The sequence below is a fragment of the Neobacillus sp. BP17 genome, from assembly GCF_059579525.1.
Window position 1 is genome coordinate 2,420,034 of record NZ_CM184198.1, and the last position, 23,984, is coordinate 2,444,017.

Consider the following 23,984-nt stretch of genomic DNA (forward strand, 5'->3'; position numbering starts at 1 on the left):
AGGATTTCCGAATATTACAGCTTGTGTGATATAAAACACGGCTGACCATACTAAGAATATGTGTTCATAAAAAGAACGCACATATTAGATATTAAATCTAACATGTACGTTCTATATTCATCTTTATCGTTTTTTCTTTTTGGAATTATCGACTACAAATTTACTTTTTTTAACGACCTCTAAGGTAACTTGAACATGAACATGTAGTTCATCTACATTTTTAACACTGGATACCGTTGCTTTCCGCCCTTTAATTTTTAACTCTTCACCTTCGGTTGGAACACGTTGAAGCAGCTGAGTTAATAAAACATTATTGTTTTCAATAAAATGAACAGCGTACATGTTGGTCTCACCTATTTCTTTTGGTATGTGATTCATAAAAAATGCTCATATAAAATATATGAGTTAGATGATGAGCACATTACAAAATAAAAAATATTTGAAACGTGTACCTGTTTGGGTCGAATAAGGAAAATCAACATGCATCTTTAAATAGACAGTACGATAACTATGAATTTAGGTAAATATTAAACAGATTGGGGAATTTATATGAGTGGGATTGCAAATACACCAGAACCACCATACTACGCCGTTATTTTTGCTTCACAGCGAACAGAAGGGGATAGGGGGTATGGAAGAATGGCGGACAAAATGGTAGAGTTAGCTTCACAGCAAAAAGGATTCCTAGGTGTAGAGAGTGCGAGGGATGAGCAGTTAGGAATTACGGTTTCCTATTGGGATACCTTAGAATCCATCAAAGAATGGAAGGAAAATGCTGCCCATAAGGTCGCACAAGGAAAAGGAAGAAGGGAATGGTATAAAAACTTTTCTCTCAGAGTATGCTGTGTTGAGAGACATAGCTTTTTCGAAATGTAAATTTCATTTATGTAAATGAGTTAAAGTTAATTTAATAAGTTTCATCTGCCATCGAGGCAGGTGAAACTTAGTGTTTTATTAGACCAATATCTTCACATCTATAATCCTTACAAAACGTACTAAAGATGAATCAATCTTAAACGTGCCTTGGACATTCTTTACGATATGGTATTTGTTTTGATTCAGCTTTTCAACGACTTCTTGTTCAACATCTTCTTTTTTGACATTAGATTCTTTAATCAATTTTTCAATAATTATCTCGTGATCAAATGTATAACATACTGTATATTCTTTCAAACTAATTACCCTTTCTCTAATTAATATGTAGATATTATTTCTTTTCGACTTTGACTAACCCGTTGCCTAAATTATTCTTATCGAAATAACATATAACGACCTCATGAATTTGTATCTTTTCACCTGAAAGGATGTTCTTAGAAGAAAAAATTATATCTGTTCCGTCCTCACTTTTTCCATAATATTGATTCCCTTTAATTTTAGTAATCTTATATTCTACTGTAGTGTATTTAGATGAAACTTGGTTATTAGATATTGAATCATTAACAGGAGCTGAAGTATGATTTCTTACTAATACTAAAGCTAATAATATTGATGAGAGCACCAAAAGGATGATTACTCTTTTAAACATTGAATCTCAACCTCCTTCTATGTATTTTAAGAGATAAGCTGGGAAAGTAAATCCTCCTATTTTCCTTGGGTCTTTAGACCTATTTCGAAATTCAAGCCCGAACGAAATGTAATTAGTGAGAATAAGACAGGTCACTGAAAAGTAATAAGCTTCAGCACTAGGCAGAAGCTTATTTTACCTTTTTTACATATATTTCAAATGCTGATCCCCAAAAAAACCCTTCAAAATATAATCCCCATCTGGGACATTCAGTCTTTTATAACCCAGTAAGAACTCTTTATTGTCATAAGGTACTTCTCTAAAAGCAACGGAAACTTCTCCTTGATTACCAATTGTAAGCACAGCATAGGCTGCTAATGGCTGATAATTGCAGCCCAACGAGCTTGGATTGAGATATAGTCGGCCATTGGATTTAAAGTGGTGGATCACGTGATGGTGTCCAAAACAAACGATATCGGCAGTAGATGTACGGTAATGTTCATCAAGCTTTGCTTCGGTTGGTTCTTTATCTAAGGGGATAAACACCTGTTGGTCACTTAAATGGTAATGAACAAAAAACAATCTCTTATCATTGTATACTGCATCTAAAGTCACAGGAATCTCATCTAAAAACGGAATAAACTCCTTGTCAATGTGAGCAGCAATCCATTTATGATGGACCTTCTCTTTCCCTCTGCTATAGGGTTCTCTACCAGCAATGATATCCAGAATCGCTTCATCGTGGTTTCCCATGACAAATGAAATATCAGTACGTGAAGTCAAGAGCCGAAGAACCTCGTTTGTCTCATACCCAATCCCAATCAAATCCCCTAAACAATAAATATGTTCCGTCGTTTGATCCTTATCAATATCATCCAAAACCGCTTTTAAGGCTGAATAATTCCCATGAATATCTGTAATGATGGCTATTTTATGTTCCATTTTTTTATCTCCGTTTTTCATATAGTTTAACTACTTGTATCCAAAAAAATACAAATAATTGAAACCATGTATCTAAGGAGTATTTACGGTCTTTCCCATCCCGACTTTAAAAATCCACCTAAGAATGGGAGGAACGACAAAGTAAATAAAAAGGAGGCGAAAGATTTGATAGCCCGTCACCATGGATAAATCGGCATGGATGACATGCGCGAGAATTCCCATCTGATCCATGCCCCCAGGTGCTAGGGCTAAAAAACTAGTGGCATGGCTAATATGATAAAAACTAACGAGCAGCATACTTAACCCAATAGAGACAAGAATCATAACCATCCCACTTATGAGTGCAAGCGAAATAATTTTTGTTTTATGTTCGAGTTTCTCGGGTTTTAATAATAGCCCAATGTAAGCTCCAATAAATAATTGGGAGGCATCCAGCAAGGATGGGGGTAACGATGGCCCATGTGCCCCAATTAAATTAAAGATGGCTGTTCCTATTATTGGCCCTAATAAATACGGCGTAGGAAAGTGAAGTTTTCTAGCAAGAAATGCACAAACCACACAAATCAACCCAAACCAAATAATGGTTGGAAAAAAGGGCCCAGTGGAGACAGCACCACCAGTAACTATGTTAGGAACTGTGTTGGAAGTATTATTAAACAGCGGTCCAAAGATAAGAAAGGGAACAAAGAAAATTATCATTATCAATCGAGCAACTTGGAGAAACGTCACGGTTGTAATGTTAATTCCTTTTAATTCTTCTGCAAATATTATCATTTGAGAAAGCCCGCCAGGAATACTGCCAATCAAGACAGTCGGATAATCGACTCCAGACAGTTTGGATACGACAAAAGCGATTCCAGCACAACAACAAACGAGCAATACCGTCATCAGCAACATAGAAGGCAGTTTTGCCACAATTTCCAGCAGTGCTTCTTTTGAAAACGAGAGACCGATGGAATATCCAACTATAACTAAGCCGGTATCTCGAATCATCCTTGGCCAGTAAAACTGAACTTTTCCGAACCGAGAGCCAATTAATAATGCGGTCATTGGTCCAAGCAGCCATGGAATCGGTGAATGGATGCTGGAAAATAAACCCCCTCCAATTAATGCGGTTACCAATGTTACACAAAAACGAAGCCTTTTATCGTCAATAGTAAATTTCATCAAAGAAGACCCTTCTGTCTAAATAAAATGTTTACTTGTTACGTCCCAAAAATAATTTTATCATGATGTGGAAATTTTATCTAAACTTAAGTAATTTAGGGTTAATCTACACATAATAATGGAGAAGTTATCCAATATATTCTTAAAAGGAGAGGAATATATGAAAGCACCAGTTATATTTGGACTCGGTATTACCTTCTTCTTATTCGTCCCACTAGGAATCTATACGAATATCTTCCCGTTTGTCACGATTGGTTTAACAGGCGCGGGTTTATCCTTCATTTTATATAGTTTAAAAATAAAAAACGACTGGAAAGGTTTTAACAGGGTGCAAAAATTACCCATTATTGGTTCATCAGTTGTTTGGATTTATCGTTTAGGTATTCTTGGACTTGGTGCCGTTGCCTTATATAGTGCTTCTTCTTTTTGGGCGGATTCACCAGCATACATTAAAAAAAATTACGCAAAAATAGAAGGGATTCCTTCCAAAATTGTTTATGAGAAAGCTACATCCAAAGGTCAAATAGAAGGAACGATTACGGTTATCATCAATAATAAACGACTAAGCATTGCTCCAAATCCACGTTACCCAATCAAAAACAGTGTGGAAGGCCGCCATTTCCTAATAAACTACTTGCCAAACACCGAATGGGTTATGAATTATTCAATTGAATGAATGAAAAAAACTAGGAAAATTACGTACTGTTTCCTAGTTTTTTCGTTCGTTAATTTAATTGTGTCTGGTGAACGACTTCTTTTCGTTTTTCAATGATAATTAATCCACCCAATAACCCTAGAAGGGAGAAAAGTGCAGGGATGATAAAACCATAATGGTAGCCTACACTGATTGCAGATGAATGGAAATGGTCTAATACTTTCCCGAAAATACTTGGTAATAGAACTGCGCTTAAAAATCCACCCATATTGGCAAAACCAGAAACCACTCCGACCTCTTTGATATCAAAAGATTTTCTGACAATCGCAAAGGTTAAGGCACTAGCCCCGTTTCCATATCCAATAACAAAGAAAATAATCGTAAGCATCAGGAGGGGCGGCTTTCCGTTCATGATTAAAAATGACACCCAGGATAAAGCAATAATACAGTGAACAACAACATAGATTCGTTTAATGGAGTCTAAGCGGCTAGAAATCCAGCCAGTTAACGGAGCACCAATAATTGCTCCGATGAGACCGATCATAATCAGCTGACTTGAATCTGAACGAGACAACCCATAAACATGCATCCCATAAGGGACAGCCCACGAACCAATAAATCCTACATACGTACCAACAGCACCAAAGTGACAAAAGAAGGCGGCCCATGCCTGACGGGTGGTAAAAATGCGGCGTAATAAAACCAGTGTTTTTTCACGAGGTTTCTTAGGCTTATTACTAGCAGTACTTTTCCACGTCATTTTCTTAGGTTTTTTAATAAGCACGATATATAGAAGAACGCTGCAAAGAACCAACATTATTCCTGCTGTTAAAAAAGGTACGCGCCATCCGGATATCGTTATCCATGACGAAAGGGGCACGGTCGCTAACAAAAAGCCAAAACTTCCAGCCATTCCCGCGACACCCAGTAATCCTACAAATTCTCTTACTTTAAACCATTGACTGAGGATTAAAACTAAATTAACCCATATCGCCGCATCACCCATACCTACCAAAAATCTAGCCAAAAGAAATACGACTTCATGTGAGGCCGTACTATAAATTAATGTACCTATCCCTGTAAGCAGTGCCCCAATCACTAGAAAGAAATTTGGACCAAATCGATCGGACAAGATCCCTACCGGAATTTGTAAGCCAGCATACGCAAAGAATTGAATACTTGCCAATAATCCAATCGTAGAAGCGGTTATGTTAAAATCTTTCATTAATTGGTCGGAAATCAATCCAGGAGCCGTTCGTTGACTCACAATTAATAAATACGTTAATAAGATTGACACAAAAACGACCCATCGATACTTGCTATTTTGTTTTTCCAATGATCTCTACTCCTGTTAGCTATAATTTTTTTATTATACTACATAAATTTGGATTTTTGTCTTTTAAGGTACTGACTTTGTTTAGTGCTACTATTATATTGATATTATTAATTTGGTAGTAAAAAAGTCCTACAATACTAACGCACTAACTTTAATTAGGAAAGGCTCATTTTATCATGAAAATGATGTAAACTCATATACTTAGTTTACACCATTATTAAAGGGGGAATTGGTTCATGAATCAACAAACCTTAATATTGGATTTAGATGACACCTTAATTCATTGCAATAAATATTTTGTAGAATCGAGAAACAGATTTGCAAATGTGATGAAGAAATGGTTTACATCGGTATCAAAGCAAGAAATTCTCGAAAAGCAATCTGAAATTGACATAAAAGGCGTGGAAAAAAACGGCCTGCATTCATCCTTATATACGCAATCCTTAGTGGCAACCTATCGGTATTTTTGCCTAAGATTTGGAAGAAGACTGAAGGGAGCTGAAATTAATCAAATTCAAAAAATTGGTCAAAGTGTTTTTCAACGAAAGGTAAAACCGTTTCCATATATGTATGAAATCCTGGATACCTTACAAGCTGACGGACATCAATTGTTATTATTTACAGGAGGGGATGAAGCAAACCAAAGGAGAAAGATTACTCAATTGAGGTTAACGGATTACTTTGAGGACAGAATCTTTATTTTTGAACATAAAAACACCGATGTACTGCAGCAGATTCTAAATAATATCAACACAGATAAAAAGTGTACTTGGATGATTGGAAATTCACTCAAAACGGACATCAAACCGGCGCTTGAACTGGGAATCAATGCGATCCATATTCCTGCTGAAATCGAGTGGAGCTATAATATTATCGATATCGAAATCGAACCAAGCGGGACTTACGCTCAATTAAAATCACTTGTACATTTGCCGGAGTTTATCAGAGAACAAGCATATAATACTGCATTAAATAGGGGAAGGAATTCTGTCAAAGAAATACTGTCAATTTATTTAAATAAAGAGGTTCAAGCCTAAACATTGAGGTAGAGTGGTTTCCTTTCGGGAGCCACTCTTTATTTGATTAAAAAGTTAATTTGTTAGAATAGTAGTTATGGCTGATTTAGAGTATAATAAACTTATCTATCTTAGTAAGGAGATACCTACATGAGCATTAAACAAAAGTATAATTTTTTTCAACGTTTTGGACGTGCTTTTAAGTTAAATATAATTAAACTGCTCAGGTCTCCTGGTGGAGCCAAAAAAGTATCCTTAGGATTTGCACTTGGCCTTGGCTTAGAAATGTTGGTTCTGTCAACAGGATCACTTATCTATATATTATTTGTTCCAATTGTCCGTTTAGCGAAAGGTTCATTACCTGCATCGATTATTGGAAATGTGATCGGAAAATTAACACTGCTCCCGGTTATTCTATTACCTTTTGCAAAAACATTAGGGAAATTTCTATTTCCAATGAAGGTTCATTTCGGGAACCATTCCTCGTTTTCGTTTAAAAAATTAATCCATGGCGATTTTCATACGCTTGTAAGTATCCTTCATGGAGGAATTCATACGTTAATAGGAATGTCCATATTTGGGTTAATTCTTGGTATTTGTTCTTATTTTATTGTGTATCATTTTTATGAAAAGGAAAAAGCCAAAAGGCAAAAAAGAAGAAGAGATAAACGGGAAGTTCCTCTTAATTCAATCAATCAGAACTATATTTAAGTAGTGTTGCTAGGAAAACGTCTTCAATGGGAGGGGTTTTCTTTTTTAATTTGGACTAATCTTTTCTGGAGAATGTACATATTAATAGTTGAGGTGAAAATTGTGGAAATTTTACATTCGAAATTTGATTTACATACCCATCATGAGCGGTGCGGTCATGCACGCGGAAAAATACAAGATTATATCGAAGCCGCCATTGAAAGAGGATTAAATGTGATCGGTATTGCTGATCATTCTCCATACTTCAGCAGTGAGGAGGATCAACTCCATCCCAACATCGCCATGGCAAAAAGCGCATTTCCCGAATATATTAATGAAGTCCTTCAATTGAAACAAATGTATAGAGAGAAAATCGACGTGCTGCTTGGGGTAGAGTCTGATTTCTTTCCTGAGTCCGTTGAGATTTACCGCTCCTGTTTTGAGCCGTATCCTTTTGACTACATCATTGGATCTGTTCACTATGTGGACGGAGTAAGTATTTTTAATAAAAAGCGATGGAACGGCTTAACAGAAAAAGAAAGGATCCAGTCGAAAGAAAATTACTACTCGCTGATTGAGCAATCCGCACGAAGTGGTCTGTTTCAAATCCTCGGCCATATTGATGCCATGAAAGGATTTTATCCTGCTTTTTCTTCAATTCAGACAGCTGCGGTTGAACATACCCTAAAAGTGATTGGAGAAAATGATATTGCAATTGAAATCAACACCTCTGGAAAAACCAAGGACGTTGGCGGCTGGTATCCGTCGGACGATATTCTCGAAATGGCTCTGCACTATGGTGTGAAAGTAACCTTTGGATCCGATGCCCATGATCCGCATCGAATTGGGGACGATTTTGATCTAGTTCAGCAGCGTCTCAAGGAAATTGGGTTCAAGGAATGGGTTTATTTTAAAAACAAAGAGAGAATGATTGTCAGGATTTAGACGGCCGGTCGTCGATTTATTCAATAAAACGCCCTTCACATTCATTTAGAAAAATGAATTGTGGCGGGTGTTTTTTTGTTGCTCAAAATTGTCTAGAATTTTGCTTTCCATTATGATGAATAAGGGGGGAACCTTAATGTTTACAATGGAGGAAAAAAATGAAATTCAAAAAACGATTAAAAAGACTCGGACTATTTTTGATTTTATTAATTGTATTTATGTTCTTTAATAATAGCTCTTTATTAACGAAGGATCGTAAGGGTGAGCCATTCTTGCTGGCACATCGCGGGCTTGGCCAAACTTTCACTATGAAAGGGATCGAGTGGGATACATGTACAGCGGAGCGCATTTATAAACCAGAGCATCCCTACATAGAAAACACGCTTTCCTCGATGAAGGCTGCCTTTGATGACGGTGCTGATCTAGTCGAATTAGATATAAAACCAACAAAAGATGGTCAATTTGCCGTGTTCCATGACGGAACCCTTGAGTGCCGCACAAATGTGAAAGGGTCTACCAAAGACTACACGATGGCAGAATTAAAAAAGCTAGATATTGGTTACGGATATACAGCTGATAATGGTAAGACTTTTCCGTTCCGGGGAAAAGGTGTGGGCTTAATGCCTTCACTTGACGAAGTGATGACCCAATTCCCTGATCAACCCTTTCTGATACATATTAAAAATGCGGATTCAAAAGAGGGGTCGATGCTTGCTGGATTTCTATCGAAACTAGCGGATAAACGTCTTGATCAGCTTACTGTGTACGGTGATGATCAACCAATTGCTGCATTAAAACAAGAGCTTCCAGATCTACGAGTGATGTCTATGGCTACACTAAAAAGCTGTTTGATCCCATATTTAGGAGTGGGATGGACAGGTTATATCCCATCAGCGTGTAAGAACACACAATTACATGTTCCTGAAAAATATGCACCACTTTTATGGGGCTGGCCGAATAAATTCTTAAATCGGATGGATGAAGTAAATACCAGAGTCATAGTGGTAGCAGGTGATGGAGGGTGGTCTGAAGGATTTGATTCAGCGGAAGATCTTAAACGACTTCCAGATCACTTTACTGGAGGCATATGGACGAATCGGATTGATAGAATTGCCCCGTTAGTTAAAGGGGCAGGGCAATAGTCTATGTTAACACAATAAACCGAAGGAAATGAGTCTTCCTTCGGTTTTATACTGAACTATTTCTATATTGATGTTTAAATTGATCCATCATTTGCTCTGAAATGGCGGTATACCCAGCCAGGTTTGGATGGACACCATCAGGAGAAAGATTCTGCAGATGTGCCCCATTTATGACCTTCGTTGTCTCGATGACGATTGACCCGGGGACTTTGTTTGCAGCTTCATATATATTAATATTCCACTTCGGGAGCATTTTATCTGCCAATGGATACAATTGGTCATCAGGTGATAATGGATTGTATAATTCTAAAAAAATAATCGTCGCGTTTGGGTTAAGCATGGTTATTTTCGCCGTAATGTCTGTTAGATTTTTCGAGAAATTGGTCTTTAATTGGTCGTAGCCTTGAATCACCGAACGAAAATTTTGCCCCTTTGCCAGTTGTAGAATATCATTGCCGCCTACATTAATCGTGACAATATCAGACTGCTTGATCGATTCATCAAATCGACCTTCCTGAACCAGGCTGTTTAATTCACTACTGGTAATTCCATTGATTCCTTCGTTTTGTGTGACAATTCTTTTGGAAGTTTGTGCAGCCAATTTGCTAGAAAATAGACTGACAAAATTCTTCTCCTTTGGTGCACCGACTCCGCGAACGATAGAATCGCCAATGGCCAAATGATGAATTTGATCCATTTTTGCATTACGATAATAATTAAGATAGGAGGTTTGGTTAGAGCTTTTGCTCACCACAACCGAATGTTTTTTCATCTGATGTATTTGATACTGCGGATAATAAATCCACGCAGAAATACTAAGTCCAATGAGCAATATACAAACAAAAAGATATTTTACTAGTTTCATACCATCCACTCCTTGAATATTCTATTATATCAGAATATCAAGTGAAGAAAGTAGAATGTGATTTCCAATAAAAAGGAGGATAATGTCAAATCTCTTTTGAAAACCAAAGAAAAAGGTCATCATCCAGGTGATGATGACCAATCACATCAAATTATCTAAACATCCTGTTTACGAAATTTGAAAAGTCGTCCCAAAGGTCGTTTCTGTTTGTTCCAGTCCGAATATCATTCGAATAGTTCGTCATTTGACCGAAAGTATCGGTATCATAAGAAATGTAAACATTGTCGATACTGCGGTCAGCTGCACGAACTTGGTTTTTGATTTTTTGATCTAGTGTATTGATTCCGCGTGCATTTGTTCTTGTTCCTGTGGTTCCAGTAATATTAGCGTTGTTGATATTACCTGTTGTAGCATGCAAATTGGCAGAGCCATTGGTACCTGTCGTACCTGAATTATAGCCATTTCCATAAGTGGCATTCATATTTGGACCAGTACCCGTTGTGCCGCCACGTGCACGAGTCCCATTTTGAGTCCCCTTTAATCGAACCGCTACATATGCATCATTGTTGCGAATGATCACATTTGCTTGATCAACTTCATTTAAGCTCTCCACGTTTCGAGTCGCACGGGCCGAAACACGTAAATTTTGGTTAGCAACATTCCTTACATTCACACCATTAATAGCATTGTTTCTAACATTATTGACACCTAAATCGTTGGTATTATTATTGGCCGCATTATCATTGTCATTTGCACAGCCTGTTAAACCCAATAGGGTCGTTGCTAAAACAAAAGTCATCCAGCTTTTTCTCACCACAAAAGTCACTCCCTTAAAAAAGTCTTACAAACTTATCGTGACCTGTTTAAGTGAATGTATTCGAGGGGAAATGCAGGGAAATTTTGAGTGGAAACAGATCAAATGACTGTTTCCCCAAGTAGCAGTACTTTTAACTGTTCCTGGGGAAGCTGCTGTTTTTCCCATTCACGGAGCAGACGCTCTAAGGCTTCTGGTCCAGTGTCATCAGCTAACCGATACGTACCATAATGCATAGGAACGAAGGATTTTGCTTTTAATTCAATGAAGGCCTTCACACTATCTTCTGGTGAGATATGTGCAGGGGCCATGAACCATTCTGGTTCAAAAGCACCTATAGGCATAAACACTGTATCAATAGAAGTAAAACGCTCGGCTATTTGTTTAAATCCACTAAAATATCCTGTATCCCCGACAAAGTAGAGCGTTTCTTGAGGGGATTTAAATATCCAGCCTCCCCAATGAGAGGTATTCATATCAGTAAGAGATCTTCTTGTCCAATGTTGCGCAGGAACAAAATGAAACGTTATCCCGCCATATTCTAAATTTTCCCACCAATTCAATTCCGTCACATCCGAATAGCCTTTTCTGTTGAAAAGAGACTTAAGACCAGCAGGGACCAAGTATTGGGGATTTCCTTTTAATTTTTTCAAGGTAGGGAAATCCAAATGGTCATAATGGCCATGAGAAATAACGACCACATCAATTTCTGGGAGATCTGCTAACGAGATGCCAGGTTCGGTTAATCTTTTTTCTAACCCCATCCTTTTTGCCCAAACAGGATCGGTAAGAATATTGATTCCATTTAGTTGGATCAAAAAAGTGGAGTGGCCCACCCATGTATAAGATGTCCTACTTTTATTTTCCTTTATTTCACGTACCATTTTTAAAGGATATTGTTCAATGTTAATTGTTAAATCTTTCACTTTCTTTTTCCGTTCTCTTTGCCATTTCCGCAGCTCTTTAAACGATTTGTAACTGGTCACATTATCCAAATTCGAATATATCTTCATGATTCGTCTCCTTGATTTTCCACCTTTTATGTTTAGTACAGAATATCATGATTCACGGTAAACAACCTAAGAAAACAGTCAGCACCTAACTAGAATCATTTTACAGTGCCAAGTAAATAATACCTCTAAATGTCCCTTGGTGATGAAGGAAATGATCAGAATATACGTCGAAAGTAGGGATTGAAAGGCAAAAAAAGAAAAGCACCCATTAGAGTGCTTTCCATCATATCTTTACTTACTAAATAAACCTTTTACGCCCTTGTAAATTAAGACGAGTGAGAAGACAAGAACGGTCAGTATGCCAATGATATCAGTAACCGGGGAAATGCTTTCAAGAAATGAATCGGCTAAAGGAACTCTAATAAGTGCAAAACCAGACAAAATCGAAACAAAAAATAATAAAATTCGATTATCCATTGGTTCACCCTCCTTCCTATGCGATTGATAAAATATATGTCAATATCGTTACAAATATGTCAATTATGTGAAAGAATAAAATATAAAATTTGTATTTACAATTATATTTATGCCGAAAAGGTTAACATTAAAAGAAAACAGTATTTAAATCTATAGAATTCTTTGATGGAGTTGAAAATCAATGGAGCACCATAACCCCAAGATAACATCGGCTGAAATTTCAATGTTATGGAGTACATATGTTGGTGATTCAATGGCGATTTGTATTTTAAGTCATTTTTTACAAACGACCGAAGATCAGGATATTAACCCTGTTATTGAATTCGCTCTGGAATCTGCTCATGACCATCTCCATCTAATATCAGAGTTATTTACAAAAGAAGGTATTCCTCTACCAAATGGATTTGGAAAACAGGATGTGAATTTACAGGCAAAAAAACTATTTTCTGATGTAACGTATATGCGTTACTTGCACCATATGGGAAGGACTGGATTGAATACATATAGCTTAGCTAAATCCATTTCCTCTAGAGAAGATGTGCGTTACTTATTCAAAAGATTTTATGACCAAACGGAAACCCTTTATGACAGAAATACAAAAATGATGCAGGAAAAAGGGGTATTTATTCGGTCTCCATATATTTCCTATCCAGATAAGGTAGAATATATTACGGATAAATCTTTTCTTGGAGGTTTACTCGGGCACCGGCGTCCACTGCTTGCCATGGAAATTGCCCATTGCGGGGTTAACATTGAGGTATCAAACGTAGCTAAAACGATGCTTTTAGGATTTAGCCAAGTAGCTCAGTCGAAAAAATTAAGTGACTATTTTAAAGAAGGGTATGATTTAGGAAAGAAAATGGTGGAAGATTTTATGATTAAATTAAAAGAGGACGACAATTCCTATCCTTCCACATGGGATTCTACGATAACAGCTAGCACGGAAGCTCCTTTTTCAGATAAACTAATGTTATTTCATACGAATACACAGAGTGCTATTGGTCTTGGAGATTTTGGCCTTGCCATTGCTGCCTCACTTCGGAAAGATTTAGCCTTAATGTATGAAAAATACCTTCTACAGGTTGGTGCTTATGCGGAGAATGGGGCAAAAATTATGATTGATCATGGATGGTTTGAAAAACCGCCTCAATCGATAGATAGAGAAGCTATCAGAAACCAAAATAAATAATCACAAAAACAATGTGAATGGAGGGTTATTTTAGCTTTAGCTAAAATAATCCTTCTTTTTTATGCGGCTGTTGTTATTTTCTTAAGGTTGAAAAAAACCAACATATTGACAGATTAACGAAAAATATGATATTAAATATATGGAATTAGCACTCGGTAAGTTAGAGTGCTAATAGTTCTGATTTACGCCTAAATCAGTGATTACATAATCGCATTTTAAAGTGGAAAGGGGATTTTTCTATGTCGAAGAAACAATTTCAAGCAGAATCGAAACGATTACTAGAAATGATGATTAACTCCATCTATACACACAAAGAGGTATTTTTAAGAGAGTTACTATCCAATGCAAGTGATGCGATTGATAAAATCTATTACAAGGCTTTAACTGACGATTCTTTACGTTTCGACAAAGATAACTATTTTATTAAATTGATTCCAGACCAAGAGAACCGAACATTGAAGATTCTAGACACTGGGATTGGAATGTCAAAGGAAGACTTGGAAACGAACCTTGGAACAATTGCCAAAAGTGGCTCCCTAGCCTTTAAAAAGGAAAATGAAATTAAAGATGGCTATGACATAATTGGTCAATTCGGGGTGGGTTTTTATGCTGCATTCATGGTAGCTGATGTTGTTACCGTTATTAGTAAGGCATTAGGCAGTGATGAGGCCTATAAATGGGAATCCACAGGTGCCGATGGCTATACAATAGAACCGGTTGAAAAAGATTCCGTCGGTACAGAAATTATTTTAAAGATTAAAGAAAATACCGAAGATGAAAACTATGATGAGTATCTACAGGAATATCGCTTAAAATCTATCATTAAGAAATACTCTGATTTCATTCGTTATCCGATTAAAATGGATGTTACTAGCAGAAAACTTAAGGATGGCAGTGAGTCCGAATACGAGGAATATCAAGAAGAACAAATCATCAACAGTATGGTTCCAATTTGGAAAAAGAATAAAAGTGAGTTAACTGATGAGGATTACGAGAACTTCTATGCGGAAAAACGCTATGGTTTTGATAAACCGATCAAACATATCCATATCAGCGTAGAAGGGTCCATCCGGTACAATGCTATTCTTTACATCCCTGAAAAAACGCCTTTCGACTTCTATTCGAAAGAGTTTGAAAAGGGCCTAGAACTCTATTCAAATGGCGTTCTGATCATGGATAAATGCGCAGACTTGCTGCCTGACCATTTTAGTTTTGTCAAAGGGATGGTGGACTCCGAGGATTTATCGCTTAACATTTCAAGGGAAATGCTCCAGCATGACCGCCAGTTGAAGCTGATTGCGAAAAATATTAATAAGAATATCAAGAGCGAATTACTAAGCCTGCAAAGAAAAGAAAGAGAAAAATACGAAGAATTTTATCAATCGTTCGGTCGTCAATTAAAGTACGGAGTCTATAGCGACTTTGGTGCCAATAAAGAATTATTACAAGACTTGATCATGTTCTACTCATCTAAAGAGAAGAAACTCGTTACGCTGGATGAATATGTGTCAAGAATGCCTGAAGATCAAAAGTACATTTATTATGCTTCCGGTGAATCAATTGATCGAATTGAGAAATTACCACAGGCTGAATTCGTGTCAGAAAAGGGCTACGAAATCCTTTACTTTACTGAGGATATCGATGAATTTGCCATCAAAATGTTAATGAACTACAAAGAGAAAGAATTCAAATCAATCTCTAGTGGTGACCTAGGAATCGAAGGGGAAGATACCAAAGATGATTCCGAATCCAAAGAGCAAGAAAGCAAAGAACTCTTTGATTATATGAAAAACATTTTAGCGGATAAAGTGAAGGATGTAAGAATCTCCAAAAGACTGAAGTCCCACCCAGTCTGCCTGGCAACAGAAGGAGACATTTCAATTGAAATGGAAAAAATTCTTGCAGCTATGCCTGATAATCAAAATATCAAAGCCGACAAAGTATTAGAAATCAATAAAAACCATGAAGTCTTCCAATCCTTAAAAGAGGCTTTCGAAAATGATAAAGGTAAATTGGACTTGTACACCAAGTTATTATACAATCAAGCCCTATTGATCGAAGGACTACCAATCAGTGACCCAGTAGAATTTACAAATGATATATGTAAAATAATGGTGTAAACCATTGATACTCTTATATGCCGTCCTCACAATAAAGTGAGGGCGGTTTTTTGTACCACTGCTGATACAGTTCAAACAAACCTTATTCCAATAACAATAATAATCATTCCGTTACAGAAATTACCTTCATAGTGAATAGGTACTTGGACAACCTTATTATTGAAAGAAGAAAGGGGTCCAAAAAAATGCCTGTAACAAAAATGGAAGAAAAGAATTCTTGGCAAGAAGTGCTAAAGGTAGTAAAAGCACTTGATCCGAAAAAACTTGAGGTTATTAAGGCAACTTTACCTGTAGTTAAAGAGCATGGTGAGGCTATTACCAAGCAATTTTACAAGCGAATGTTTAAAGAGCATCCAGAACTTCTAAACATTTTTAATCAAACACACCAGATTACGGGGCATCAGCCGAAAGCATTGGCAGATGCAGTTTATGGAGCTGCCGCAAATATTGAAGATTTTAGTCAGATCATGCCAGTTCTAGAGCGTATTGGGGAGAAACACCGGAGCTTACAAATAAAGCCTGAGCATTACCCCATCGTGGGGGAAAATCTTCTGGGGGCTATTAAGGAAGTATTGGGCGATGCAGCTACCAATGAAATCATGGACGCATGGGCAGATGCCTATGGTGTCATCTCCGATGTGTTTATCCGAATGGAAAATAAAATGTATCAAACCACAGAGTCGATGCCGGGAGGTTGGGCAGGATTTAGGGATTTCACGGTCGAGAAAAAAGTGAAGGAGAGCGATGTGATTACGTCCTTTTATTTAAAGCCAAAGGATGGAAAACAAATTTCTACCTTTATCCCAGGGCAATACATAACGGTGAAAATGGAGAGTCCAGATGAAAAATATACCCATCTTAGGCAGTATAGTTTGTCTGATAGTCCCGGTTTAGACTATTATCGTATCAGTGTAAAGCGGGAGGATTCGAAAGGGGACATACCGGCCGGAGTGGTATCATCCTATCTTCATGATCATGTCAAAGAGGGGGATATTATCCCGATTACTGCGCCTGCAGGTGACTTTTATTTAGATATAGAATCAAAACGTCCATTAATATTAATTAGTGGAGGGGTCGGACTTACCCCAATGATGTGTATGTTAAATACAACAGTGAAAGAAAAACCAGATCGTGAAATTTATTTTATCCATGCCGCGATAAATAGTCATTTTCATGCATTTAAAACACATGTAAATGATTTGGCAGCAGAGCATAAGAACGTTAAATCATTTGTTATTTATGAAAAGCCATCAGAAGAAGATCGGGAAATGAAAAGATTTGATAAGGAAGGGTATATAACTCTTGATTGGATTCAACAAGTGGTGCCTTCCAAGGATGCCGATTTTTATTTTTGTGGACCAGAGCCTTTCATGAAAGTGGTCAATAAATCATTAAAACAATGGGGGATACCGGATGAACAAATTCATTATGAATTCTTTGGTTCGTTCGGAAGTTTAGACGCTGACATTTAAGACAAAAAAACACCATTTACGACTCTCTTCTGAATTAAGAAGGGAGTTTTTGAATTGGACAAAAAAGACGGGATATTAGTAAATAATAATGTACTAATTACAAAAAAATATTTGTTTTTTTATCAATTTGGTATATAATTTATTACTATAATAGGAGTTGATCAATGATCATGTCTGAAATTAGTAAAGAATATATCGAGTTAATTCCGAATGTATTTAACAGTTTTCAGCGTATAAATCAAAAAGCTAGTAACCTGTCGCATTTACAGAACCAAATCCTAGAATTCGTATTTATGAATCAACGTGCCCTGACAATCAAACAAATAAGCGATGGACTGAATATACCTAAACAGCAAATGACCGACTTAGTTAAGCGTTTATTTGAGCAAGGATTTATTACGAAAAGTCAAAATAAAGATGATAAAAGGTCGTTTGTTATCGAGCTAACGGAAAAAGGAAAAGCCTCACAGCAAGAAAAATGGACGAAAATTCACCAAAATTTTATGAATGATTTGTCGAAGCTAACGAGTGAAGAGCAGCTGGATCTTCAATATGCTTTGCATAAAGCTAATTACCTGCTTAAAAAAATGGAGGAAAGATAGTATGAAATTAGATTTACAATCCGTTCAGGGCACGATGCTAATACCCCTTTGGGGACGCGCAACAGCAAGTGAGAAGAATCCAGAAATTTTATATGACAAAGAAGCAATAGAGATCATTGCAGGCTGCCACTTTGATTTTACCGAAATAGCCAAAACTTTTGGTGAATACGGCGGGATTAGCTATCTCGTTCGTGCACGGAAAATGGAAGATACCATACGCAAATTTATCAATAAGCACCCTCGGGCGACCATTGTTAACATTGGTTCTGGACTTGATACAACCTTTTCAAGAGTAGATAATGGGACAATAAACTGGTACAACCTTGACTTACCTGATGCCATCGCTTTCCGCCAATCTCTTATCCCGGATACACCTCGGAACATCAGTATCGCCAAATCATTTTTTGATGTGTCATGGTTTGATGATGTAATCTTTAATAAGGAAGACGGTATACTTTTTATATCTGCAGGGGTTTTCTATTATTTTCAGGAAAGTCAATTAAAAGAAATCTTTCAGAAAATGTCGCTCTTTTTTCCAGGCGGCGAGGTGTACTTTGATGCAGAGTCAAAAATGATGCTAAATATCTCTAATCGAACCGTGGAAAAAACAGGGAATAAAGGTGCGGAGATGTATTTTTATGTAAATAATCCTAAGGCGCTTGAAGGCTGGTCGCCAAACATAAAGTTACTTTCCTCTGTATCGTACTTCAAAGGAATCCCTGCTAGGAAAGAGTGGGAAAGTGGAACGCGTGTAATGGTAAGGTTGATTGATTTATTTAAACTGATGAAGTTTATCCACTTGGGTTTCGAAAAGGAAAATTAGTTAGTTGTGACAACAAGAAAGGCTGATTATATGTTATTTGATTTAGATCCATCGTTATTATTTATTTTAGTTGTTTTTGGCTTTTTAGCTGCATTTATTGACTCTGTGGTTGGCGGCGGGGGGCTGATTGCCTTGCCGGCCTTGTTATTTACCGGTTTGACGCCAGCGGCTGCCGTGGCAACCAATAAACTTGCTGGAACAATTGGTTCCTTAACAAGCACAGTGATGTTTTATCGGTCAGGAGAGCTTAATTTAAAATCGGTCTATAAATTGTTTCCACTAACATTTATTGGTTCGATGATTGGTGCGTGGACGGTTCATTTAATGAATCCCGAGTTGTTAAAGCCATTGATGCTAATCATGCTCGCAGTGGTAGCAATTTATACGATTTTTAAAAAGGATTGGGGCAGTATTTCGACGGACAAAAAATTCGCCATCCACCATCAAATCTTGTTTATGTTGGCCATCTTTGCCATCGGATTCTATGATGGCTTTATTGGTCCTGGAACAGGTTCATTTTTAATCTTTGCCTTTTTAATGATGGGCTTTAATTTTTTAAAGGCGGCTGGAAATGCCAAGTTTTTAAACTTTGGAAGTAATATTTCTGCATTGTTGATGTTCATTTATCTAGGACAAGTTAATTATGCCTACGGGATACCAATGGGTCTGGCACAAGTAGCTGGAGCTATTGTGGGTTCGAAATTTGCAATCAAACGCGGCAGTGGCTATGTCCGTGCCCTTTTTATCGTCGTTACCTTTTTATTGTTAGCAAAAAATACGTATGATTATTTTCAATAGCAGGGAATAAACACAGTTAGAATTGATTACTAGGAAATGACTTTAAGTGACGGATGTAAGAATTAAAGAACCAGCCGCCGTTTTGGCCGCTGGTTCTTTTTGTGCTGTTGTAGGGATATAAAATATTATCTTAGAATATGACTGAGAATAAAGGAAAAACTAGTAGGAAAAGTAGGTTAAGGGAGTCTTCATGAAAACAATTAAGCCGATTAAATTAAACACATATAAAACCGATATAAATGAAAATTTAACGTCAGCAGAAATGGGTAAACTGTGGGCTACCTATATGGGAAACAGCATGGGAAAGTGCATTTTAAGTTATTATCTTCAACATGTTGAGGATAGTGATATTAAGACTTTGTTAGAAAATGCCTTAAAATTAAGCGTAGAATTTATGAAAAACACTGAAGGGATTTTTAAAAAGGAGAATTTCCCTATACCGAAGGGATTTTCTGAAGAGGACGTAAACCTAGGGGCTCCACGGTTATTTCAAGATGAATTTTATGTTCACTATCTTAAATATGCGTCGAAAGCAGGGATGAGTATTTATAACGTCGCCATCCCTCTTGTTTATCGAAAGGATGTAAGTGAATTTTTCAGATATTGTATGGATTGTACTATGGATTTAATGAACCAAATCAAAGAAATATTAATGAATAAAGGTCTAATAATTAAGCCGCCTTTAATTCCAATTCCAGATAAAGTGGAATTTGTTCATCAGGATTTTTTAAATGGTTTCTTTGGACATGTAAGACCTTTGCACGCATTAGAAATCGCACACTTTTACGATAATATTGAAAATAATGTAACGAGTAAGGCATTAATTATGGCTTTTGCCCAAGTGGCAAAGGATGAAAAGATTCGGAAATTATTTGAAAAAGGAAGAGATCTTACAACAACAAATATTCAAAACTATATGCAAAAACTACATGATGAAAATTTGCCTGCACCATCTTTTCTTGATGATTTAGTGACAACATCTACTTTTTCTCCCTTTTCCGATAAGATAATGCTATTTCATAAAATGGATATGTTTTCAATGAAAATAAGGGGATTTGGAAATTCGATAGCTGTAAATGGTAGACACGATGTTGGGCTCGTTTATACTAAATCGTTTACGAAAATTGCTTCTTTTGTTGAAAGTGCAGCAAAAATCTATATTGAGAAGGGGTGGATGGAACAAGTACCACATGCACCAGAAAGAGAAAAATTAGCTACCAATTAGTCGAGTGTGATGTAATTCAAAATCAAAATATACCAAGAAAAAGCCCGAAACCAAATGATTTCGGGCCTTCCTTTATTGTAATTCCATCAGACTCTTCCTTTTTCCTATCATATACGGCTTGATCGATTTCCAGCATGCTTTAAAAAAAGGTAACCGTTATTTTCGCTAACAAATGTGGAGCCTAAAAGCAATGCCCCGCCGAACATTTGAATAACAGTCAATTGTTCTTGTAAGATTACCCCTGAAATGAGTATAGCTACAAATGGGTCTACATAACTTAGCATCGCAATACTCTGTCCCTTTAACTTTTCCATACCCGAGAAAAATAACCAAAATCCAATACCAGTGTTAATAATCCCTAACAGCAAGATAAAGGGAATGGATGATCTTGATACTTCCACGATACCGAATCCTTCCGTAAAAAGCACATATGGCAAGAGAAGCAAAGCAGTTGTTCCAAGTTGGATGATTGTAATCTCTAACTTGGATATGTTTTGAATAAATTTATTCACTAACATTAATACAGCGTAAAATGCAGCTGCTACTAACCCAAAAAAGATCCCAAGTAGATCACCTTTTCCAGATGCACTTATGCCATTTCCAACAATCAATAACATCCCCAATATTGCTGCACCAATACAAACAATTTTTTTTCTAGGTAATTGTTCTTTGAGGATGATTGGTGAGAGGATCATGACAAACACTGGTGCGAAGTAATATGCTAATGTTGCGTTAGTAACTGTTGTATAGTCGTAAGATTGATACAGGAAAATCCAATTCCCTCCTAATGCAATACTAGAAAGAAATAAGACGGAAGCATTAGCTTTCACTAATTTCCACGGAATGGATTTTTTCATCACAAAAAATACAAACGTTAAAAATAAGCATCCAATTGAACTACTTAGTAAAGCTGTTTCACTCGAAGATAAATCAATGCACCTTACCACTAAACCAATGGTACCGAAAATAATCATTGATAATATAAACTGTATGTTAGATCTCATCGTCTACTCCTTCGAATCTGCGAAACAGCTTATATTTCGCAGATTCTTAATCTGTTTTTAATATAAGCTTATTCAGTGCTGATCGGACAGATAGAGTAAATGGCGGTGGTGGCGATGTTGAAAATGGCTTCCAAGTGTATAAATTTATATTTGCTAATGACATAATAATCCCCCTGTTACTTTTAGTATCTGATAGTACCAATTATACTTAATTTATTGTTATGAGGCGGATTTTTTCTTGTACCAGGTATAAAAAGTGGTGAATTGGAGGGTTGCTACACCAAAGCGACGCTGCAGCCATGTATGTTTTACCGTAATCTGTTGAATCCGTTCACGATGGGTAACAAAGGTTTCATTTGTTAAACCGCCTTTTCTGACTTGGATGGTATTTCCTTCACGCAGATAACTAGTAAACCAGTAGTCTAGGATCCGAAGTAAAACGGAAATGACAAAGACAATAGCAGCGATCCAAAGCCACTCCGGTTTAAAAATCCATAACCCAATAATCGCCAGAATCGTTAAATAATAGGGATGGAGGAGTTTAAGCCAGAGGACTTTCAGAGGGAATCGCTCCATGTGTTCTTCAATCCGATATTCAGGCAGGATTGTGTGTAAAACCCGATAGGCTTCCTGTTTAGGCATAAAAGGATATAATGAACTGGTTTCTTCCTTTCCTTCATCTTCGAAGCCCCCTGCACTGATAAGTTTGATAGCAGCGAGTCCGAGTATCCGCTTCAGAATGTATTGTTCAACGACTATGGCTTGTACTCTATGTTTCGGGATGGAAAAGCTGACAAAACGGCCAACGCCTTTTTCAATATAAATCCGTTCATCATCGTCACTAATGACAAAATTCCCATACTTCCACATGGTTTTGAAAAAGCCTAACACAGCGGATAATCCAAGTGCAATGACAAAAAGAATTATCATTACCCACCAATGGATCAGTAAGTAATCAAGCGCATTCTTCGCAGTTTTCTCGATATGTAAATAATCCGCTAGATTGGTATAAATCGCACCTAATAAAGGGAAAATAGCTAAGAAACTGAGTGAAGTGAAAGATGCTTTTACGATATCCTTTTTGGTGGAGCGGAAATGAACCTTACGTCGTTCGGTTTGATCGACTACTCCTTCATCTCTCGCCTCAATCAAATCTTGTTTTTGCTGCAAATGGATGATAATTCGTTCTTTTTCTTCGTTTGTAATCACGGGAAACTCAGCAGAGGCATTTTCACCACTTGTACCTGTTTCAAGAGTTAGGGAAGTAAGACCAAACCATTGATGTACAAAAGTGGTACTCGAAGTTTGGTTATGGACCCGGTCTAAAGCAAATGTACGCTTTTCTTTAACAAATACCCCTTCATATAGAACAATGGAATCCCGGTCAATTTCATAGCGATGAAAAAACCATCTCAATAGAATCGAAACCAATCCCCATAATGTAATAATGAGAAAGAGATAACGGCCCCAAATGACCCAATTCGAAGTGGAGGAAGCTTTAAGCACAAATAAAAAGAGAAAGAACCAAATCGAATTTTTGACTAACTTTACCGTTTCAACAACCATAATGGCGGGGTGATACCTTTTTGCCGTTTGGTTCATGCTCTTTCTCCTCCTCCTACTTGTGAATCCTGGATTTTTGCATAAACAGCAATTTCTGCTTGTAGTCTTTTTGCTTGTTCCGAAGCAATGGCAGGTATGACATGACTAGAAGTAGTGGTGCCAATTTCTATTTTGTATAGTTGATAATGCCGCATGATGGGTCCTTGTTCAGTGCGAACGTATTCAACTTTTTCCATCGGGATTAACGTGTGTTGTGTTTGCCATTTCCCATGTTTCAATTGAATAAATTGGGGGTCAATTTTATACCGCCACGTCTTCTGCAGAAAGACTGGTTCAATCAGTATGGAATAGATCGCGGATAAGATGGTTATTCCACCAATTATATAAAGAACGACACCAATCCATCCATACCAGTTCAATATCTCCGTGCAAACAATTAAAACCCCAATAATAAGAAAGACGATTCCATGCCCAACAGAATTTGATATTCTCCACATTTTTACCGCATCAGCCGAAATAGTTTCTGTGGGTTCCTCTATTTGTATGTACATTTATTTCACCTCAAATATCGTATACGTTTCATTCTATCAAAGAGTTTCACTAGATACAGGATCGTTATATTTTAATTTTTTATTTGACGTTAATATTCCTCTTGTTTTTAGCTTTTTTCATATTATGCTAC

Annotated in this window: 26 protein-coding genes; 13 read left to right on the plus strand and 13 right to left on the minus strand. The window is 36.9% G+C overall.

What is annotated here, in order from left to right; translation table 11 throughout:
* Positions 1–123: 123 nt before the first annotated feature.
* Positions 124–342 (minus strand): hypothetical protein, encoded by a 219-nt coding sequence (locus tag AC4QJR_RS11650; protein WP_496526266.1) that lies wholly within the window; start codon positions 340–342, stop codon positions 124–126.
* A gap of 207 nt (positions 343–549) precedes the next feature.
* On the opposite strand from AC4QJR_RS11650, the gene AC4QJR_RS11655 reads away from it, so the two are divergent.
* Positions 550–876: an antibiotic biosynthesis monooxygenase family protein gene (locus AC4QJR_RS11655; RefSeq protein ID WP_251461514.1), complete on the plus strand. Its 327-nt coding sequence runs from the start codon at positions 550–552 to the stop codon at positions 874–876.
* 78 nt (positions 877–954) lie between these two features.
* On the opposite strand, the gene AC4QJR_RS11660 is transcribed toward AC4QJR_RS11655, so the two are convergent.
* The 4 genes from AC4QJR_RS11660 to AC4QJR_RS11675 form a co-directional block, all read right to left on the minus strand.
* Positions 955–1,173 carry a hypothetical protein gene (locus tag AC4QJR_RS11660; protein WP_496526267.1) on the minus strand — a complete coding sequence of 73 codons (219 nt, stop codon included), beginning with the start codon at positions 1,171–1,173 and terminating at the stop codon, positions 955–957.
* 34 nt (positions 1,174–1,207) lie between these two features.
* Positions 1,208–1,525: a hypothetical protein gene (locus tag AC4QJR_RS11665; protein WP_098575407.1), complete on the minus strand. Its 318-nt coding sequence runs from the start codon at positions 1,523–1,525 to the stop codon at positions 1,208–1,210.
* A gap of 183 nt (positions 1,526–1,708) precedes the next feature.
* Positions 1,709–2,446 carry a metallophosphoesterase family protein gene (locus AC4QJR_RS11670; RefSeq protein ID WP_098575408.1) on the minus strand — a complete coding sequence of 246 codons (738 nt, stop codon included), beginning with the start codon at positions 2,444–2,446 and terminating at the stop codon, positions 1,709–1,711.
* A 72-nt stretch (positions 2,447–2,518) separates the two neighbouring features.
* Positions 2,519–3,613, minus strand: a complete 1,095-nt coding sequence (locus AC4QJR_RS11675; protein WP_496526662.1) for an AbrB family transcriptional regulator — start codon at positions 3,611–3,613, stop codon at positions 2,519–2,521.
* Positions 3,614–3,773: 160 nt separating this feature from the next.
* On the opposite strand from AC4QJR_RS11675, the gene AC4QJR_RS11680 reads away from it, so the two are divergent.
* Positions 3,774–4,289 carry a hypothetical protein gene (locus AC4QJR_RS11680; RefSeq protein ID WP_496526268.1) on the plus strand — a complete coding sequence of 172 codons (516 nt, stop codon included), beginning with the start codon at positions 3,774–3,776 and terminating at the stop codon, positions 4,287–4,289.
* 49 nt (positions 4,290–4,338) lie between these two features.
* Here the strand turns inward: AC4QJR_RS11680 and AC4QJR_RS11685 are convergent, their stop codons facing one another.
* Complete coding sequence (locus AC4QJR_RS11685) at positions 4,339–5,604, minus strand: MFS transporter (RefSeq protein WP_496526269.1); 1,266 nt, start codon at positions 5,602–5,604, stop codon at positions 4,339–4,341.
* A gap of 236 nt (positions 5,605–5,840) precedes the next feature.
* Between AC4QJR_RS11685 and AC4QJR_RS11690 the strand changes: the two genes are divergently transcribed.
* From AC4QJR_RS11690 to AC4QJR_RS11705, 4 genes are all read left to right on the plus strand, one after another.
* The gene (locus AC4QJR_RS11690; RefSeq protein ID WP_496526270.1) at positions 5,841–6,641 is read left to right on the plus strand and encodes an HAD family hydrolase; all 801 of its coding nucleotides are present in this window, start codon (positions 5,841–5,843) and stop codon (positions 6,639–6,641) included.
* Between the two features lie 129 nt (positions 6,642–6,770).
* Positions 6,771–7,331: a DUF2062 domain-containing protein gene (locus AC4QJR_RS11695; RefSeq protein ID WP_098575413.1), complete on the plus strand. Its 561-nt coding sequence runs from the start codon at positions 6,771–6,773 to the stop codon at positions 7,329–7,331.
* 102 nt (positions 7,332–7,433) lie between these two features.
* Positions 7,434–8,255, plus strand: coding sequence for a histidinol-phosphatase (locus AC4QJR_RS11700; RefSeq protein ID WP_496526271.1), 822 nt, complete (start codon positions 7,434–7,436; stop codon positions 8,253–8,255).
* A gap of 158 nt (positions 8,256–8,413) precedes the next feature.
* Positions 8,414–9,397, plus strand: coding sequence for a glycerophosphodiester phosphodiesterase family protein (locus AC4QJR_RS11705; protein ID WP_496526272.1), 984 nt, complete (start codon positions 8,414–8,416; stop codon positions 9,395–9,397).
* Positions 9,398–9,443: 46 nt separating this feature from the next.
* Here the strand turns inward: AC4QJR_RS11705 and AC4QJR_RS11710 are convergent, their stop codons facing one another.
* The 4 genes from AC4QJR_RS11710 to AC4QJR_RS11725 form a co-directional block, all read right to left on the minus strand.
* Positions 9,444–10,262 carry an SGNH/GDSL hydrolase family protein gene (locus tag AC4QJR_RS11710; protein WP_496526273.1) on the minus strand — a complete coding sequence of 273 codons (819 nt, stop codon included), beginning with the start codon at positions 10,260–10,262 and terminating at the stop codon, positions 9,444–9,446.
* A gap of 151 nt (positions 10,263–10,413) precedes the next feature.
* Complete coding sequence (locus tag AC4QJR_RS11715; protein WP_496526274.1) at positions 10,414–11,079, minus strand: YhcN/YlaJ family sporulation lipoprotein; 666 nt, start codon at positions 11,077–11,079, stop codon at positions 10,414–10,416.
* Positions 11,080–11,177: 98 nt separating this feature from the next.
* Positions 11,178–12,089: an MBL fold metallo-hydrolase gene (locus AC4QJR_RS11720; protein WP_496526275.1), complete on the minus strand. Its 912-nt coding sequence runs from the start codon at positions 12,087–12,089 to the stop codon at positions 11,178–11,180.
* 231 nt (positions 12,090–12,320) lie between these two features.
* Positions 12,321–12,506 carry a hypothetical protein gene (locus tag AC4QJR_RS11725; protein ID WP_098575418.1) on the minus strand — a complete coding sequence of 62 codons (186 nt, stop codon included), beginning with the start codon at positions 12,504–12,506 and terminating at the stop codon, positions 12,321–12,323.
* Between the two features lie 181 nt (positions 12,507–12,687).
* Between AC4QJR_RS11725 and AC4QJR_RS11730 the strand changes: the two genes are divergently transcribed.
* The 7 genes from AC4QJR_RS11730 to AC4QJR_RS11760 all read left to right on the plus strand — a co-directional run bounded on the left by AC4QJR_RS11730 (position 12,688) and on the right by AC4QJR_RS11760 (position 20,735).
* Positions 12,688–13,695, plus strand: coding sequence for a DUF3231 family protein (locus AC4QJR_RS11730; protein ID WP_496526276.1), 1,008 nt, complete (start codon positions 12,688–12,690; stop codon positions 13,693–13,695).
* Positions 13,696–13,934: 239 nt separating this feature from the next.
* Positions 13,935–15,815, plus strand: a complete 1,881-nt coding sequence (htpG, locus tag AC4QJR_RS11735; protein WP_496526277.1) for a molecular chaperone HtpG — start codon at positions 13,935–13,937, stop codon at positions 15,813–15,815.
* A gap of 200 nt (positions 15,816–16,015) precedes the next feature.
* Positions 16,016–17,287 carry an NO-inducible flavohemoprotein gene (gene hmpA / locus AC4QJR_RS11740; RefSeq protein ID WP_496526663.1) on the plus strand — a complete coding sequence of 424 codons (1,272 nt, stop codon included), beginning with the start codon at positions 16,016–16,018 and terminating at the stop codon, positions 17,285–17,287.
* Positions 17,288–17,451: 164 nt separating this feature from the next.
* Positions 17,452–17,889 (plus strand): MarR family winged helix-turn-helix transcriptional regulator, encoded by a 438-nt coding sequence (locus AC4QJR_RS11745; protein WP_496526278.1) that lies wholly within the window; start codon positions 17,452–17,454, stop codon positions 17,887–17,889.
* A gap of 1 nt (position 17,890) precedes the next feature.
* Positions 17,891–18,712: a class I SAM-dependent methyltransferase gene (locus AC4QJR_RS11750; protein ID WP_496526279.1), complete on the plus strand. Its 822-nt coding sequence runs from the start codon at positions 17,891–17,893 to the stop codon at positions 18,710–18,712.
* Between the two features lie 30 nt (positions 18,713–18,742).
* A complete protein-coding gene (locus tag AC4QJR_RS11755; RefSeq protein ID WP_496526664.1) occupies positions 18,743–19,510 on the plus strand; it encodes a TSUP family transporter in 768 nt (255 codons plus the stop codon).
* A gap of 190 nt (positions 19,511–19,700) precedes the next feature.
* The gene (locus AC4QJR_RS11760) at positions 19,701–20,735 is read left to right on the plus strand and encodes a DUF3231 family protein (RefSeq protein ID WP_496526280.1); all 1,035 of its coding nucleotides are present in this window, start codon (positions 19,701–19,703) and stop codon (positions 20,733–20,735) included.
* A 107-nt stretch (positions 20,736–20,842) separates the two neighbouring features.
* On the opposite strand, the gene AC4QJR_RS11765 is transcribed toward AC4QJR_RS11760, so the two are convergent.
* The 3 genes from AC4QJR_RS11765 to AC4QJR_RS11775 form a co-directional block, all read right to left on the minus strand.
* Positions 20,843–21,739 (minus strand): DMT family transporter, encoded by an 897-nt coding sequence (locus tag AC4QJR_RS11765; protein WP_496526281.1) that lies wholly within the window; start codon positions 21,737–21,739, stop codon positions 20,843–20,845.
* Positions 21,740–21,958: 219 nt separating this feature from the next.
* Positions 21,959–23,341 carry a PH domain-containing protein gene (locus AC4QJR_RS11770; RefSeq protein WP_496526282.1) on the minus strand — a complete coding sequence of 461 codons (1,383 nt, stop codon included), beginning with the start codon at positions 23,339–23,341 and terminating at the stop codon, positions 21,959–21,961.
* Complete coding sequence (locus AC4QJR_RS11775; RefSeq protein ID WP_098575424.1) at positions 23,338–23,853, minus strand: PH domain-containing protein; 516 nt, start codon at positions 23,851–23,853, stop codon at positions 23,338–23,340. The genes AC4QJR_RS11770 and AC4QJR_RS11775 overlap by 4 nt, the downstream gene beginning before the upstream one ends.
* Between the last annotated feature and the right edge of the window lie 131 nt (positions 23,854–23,984).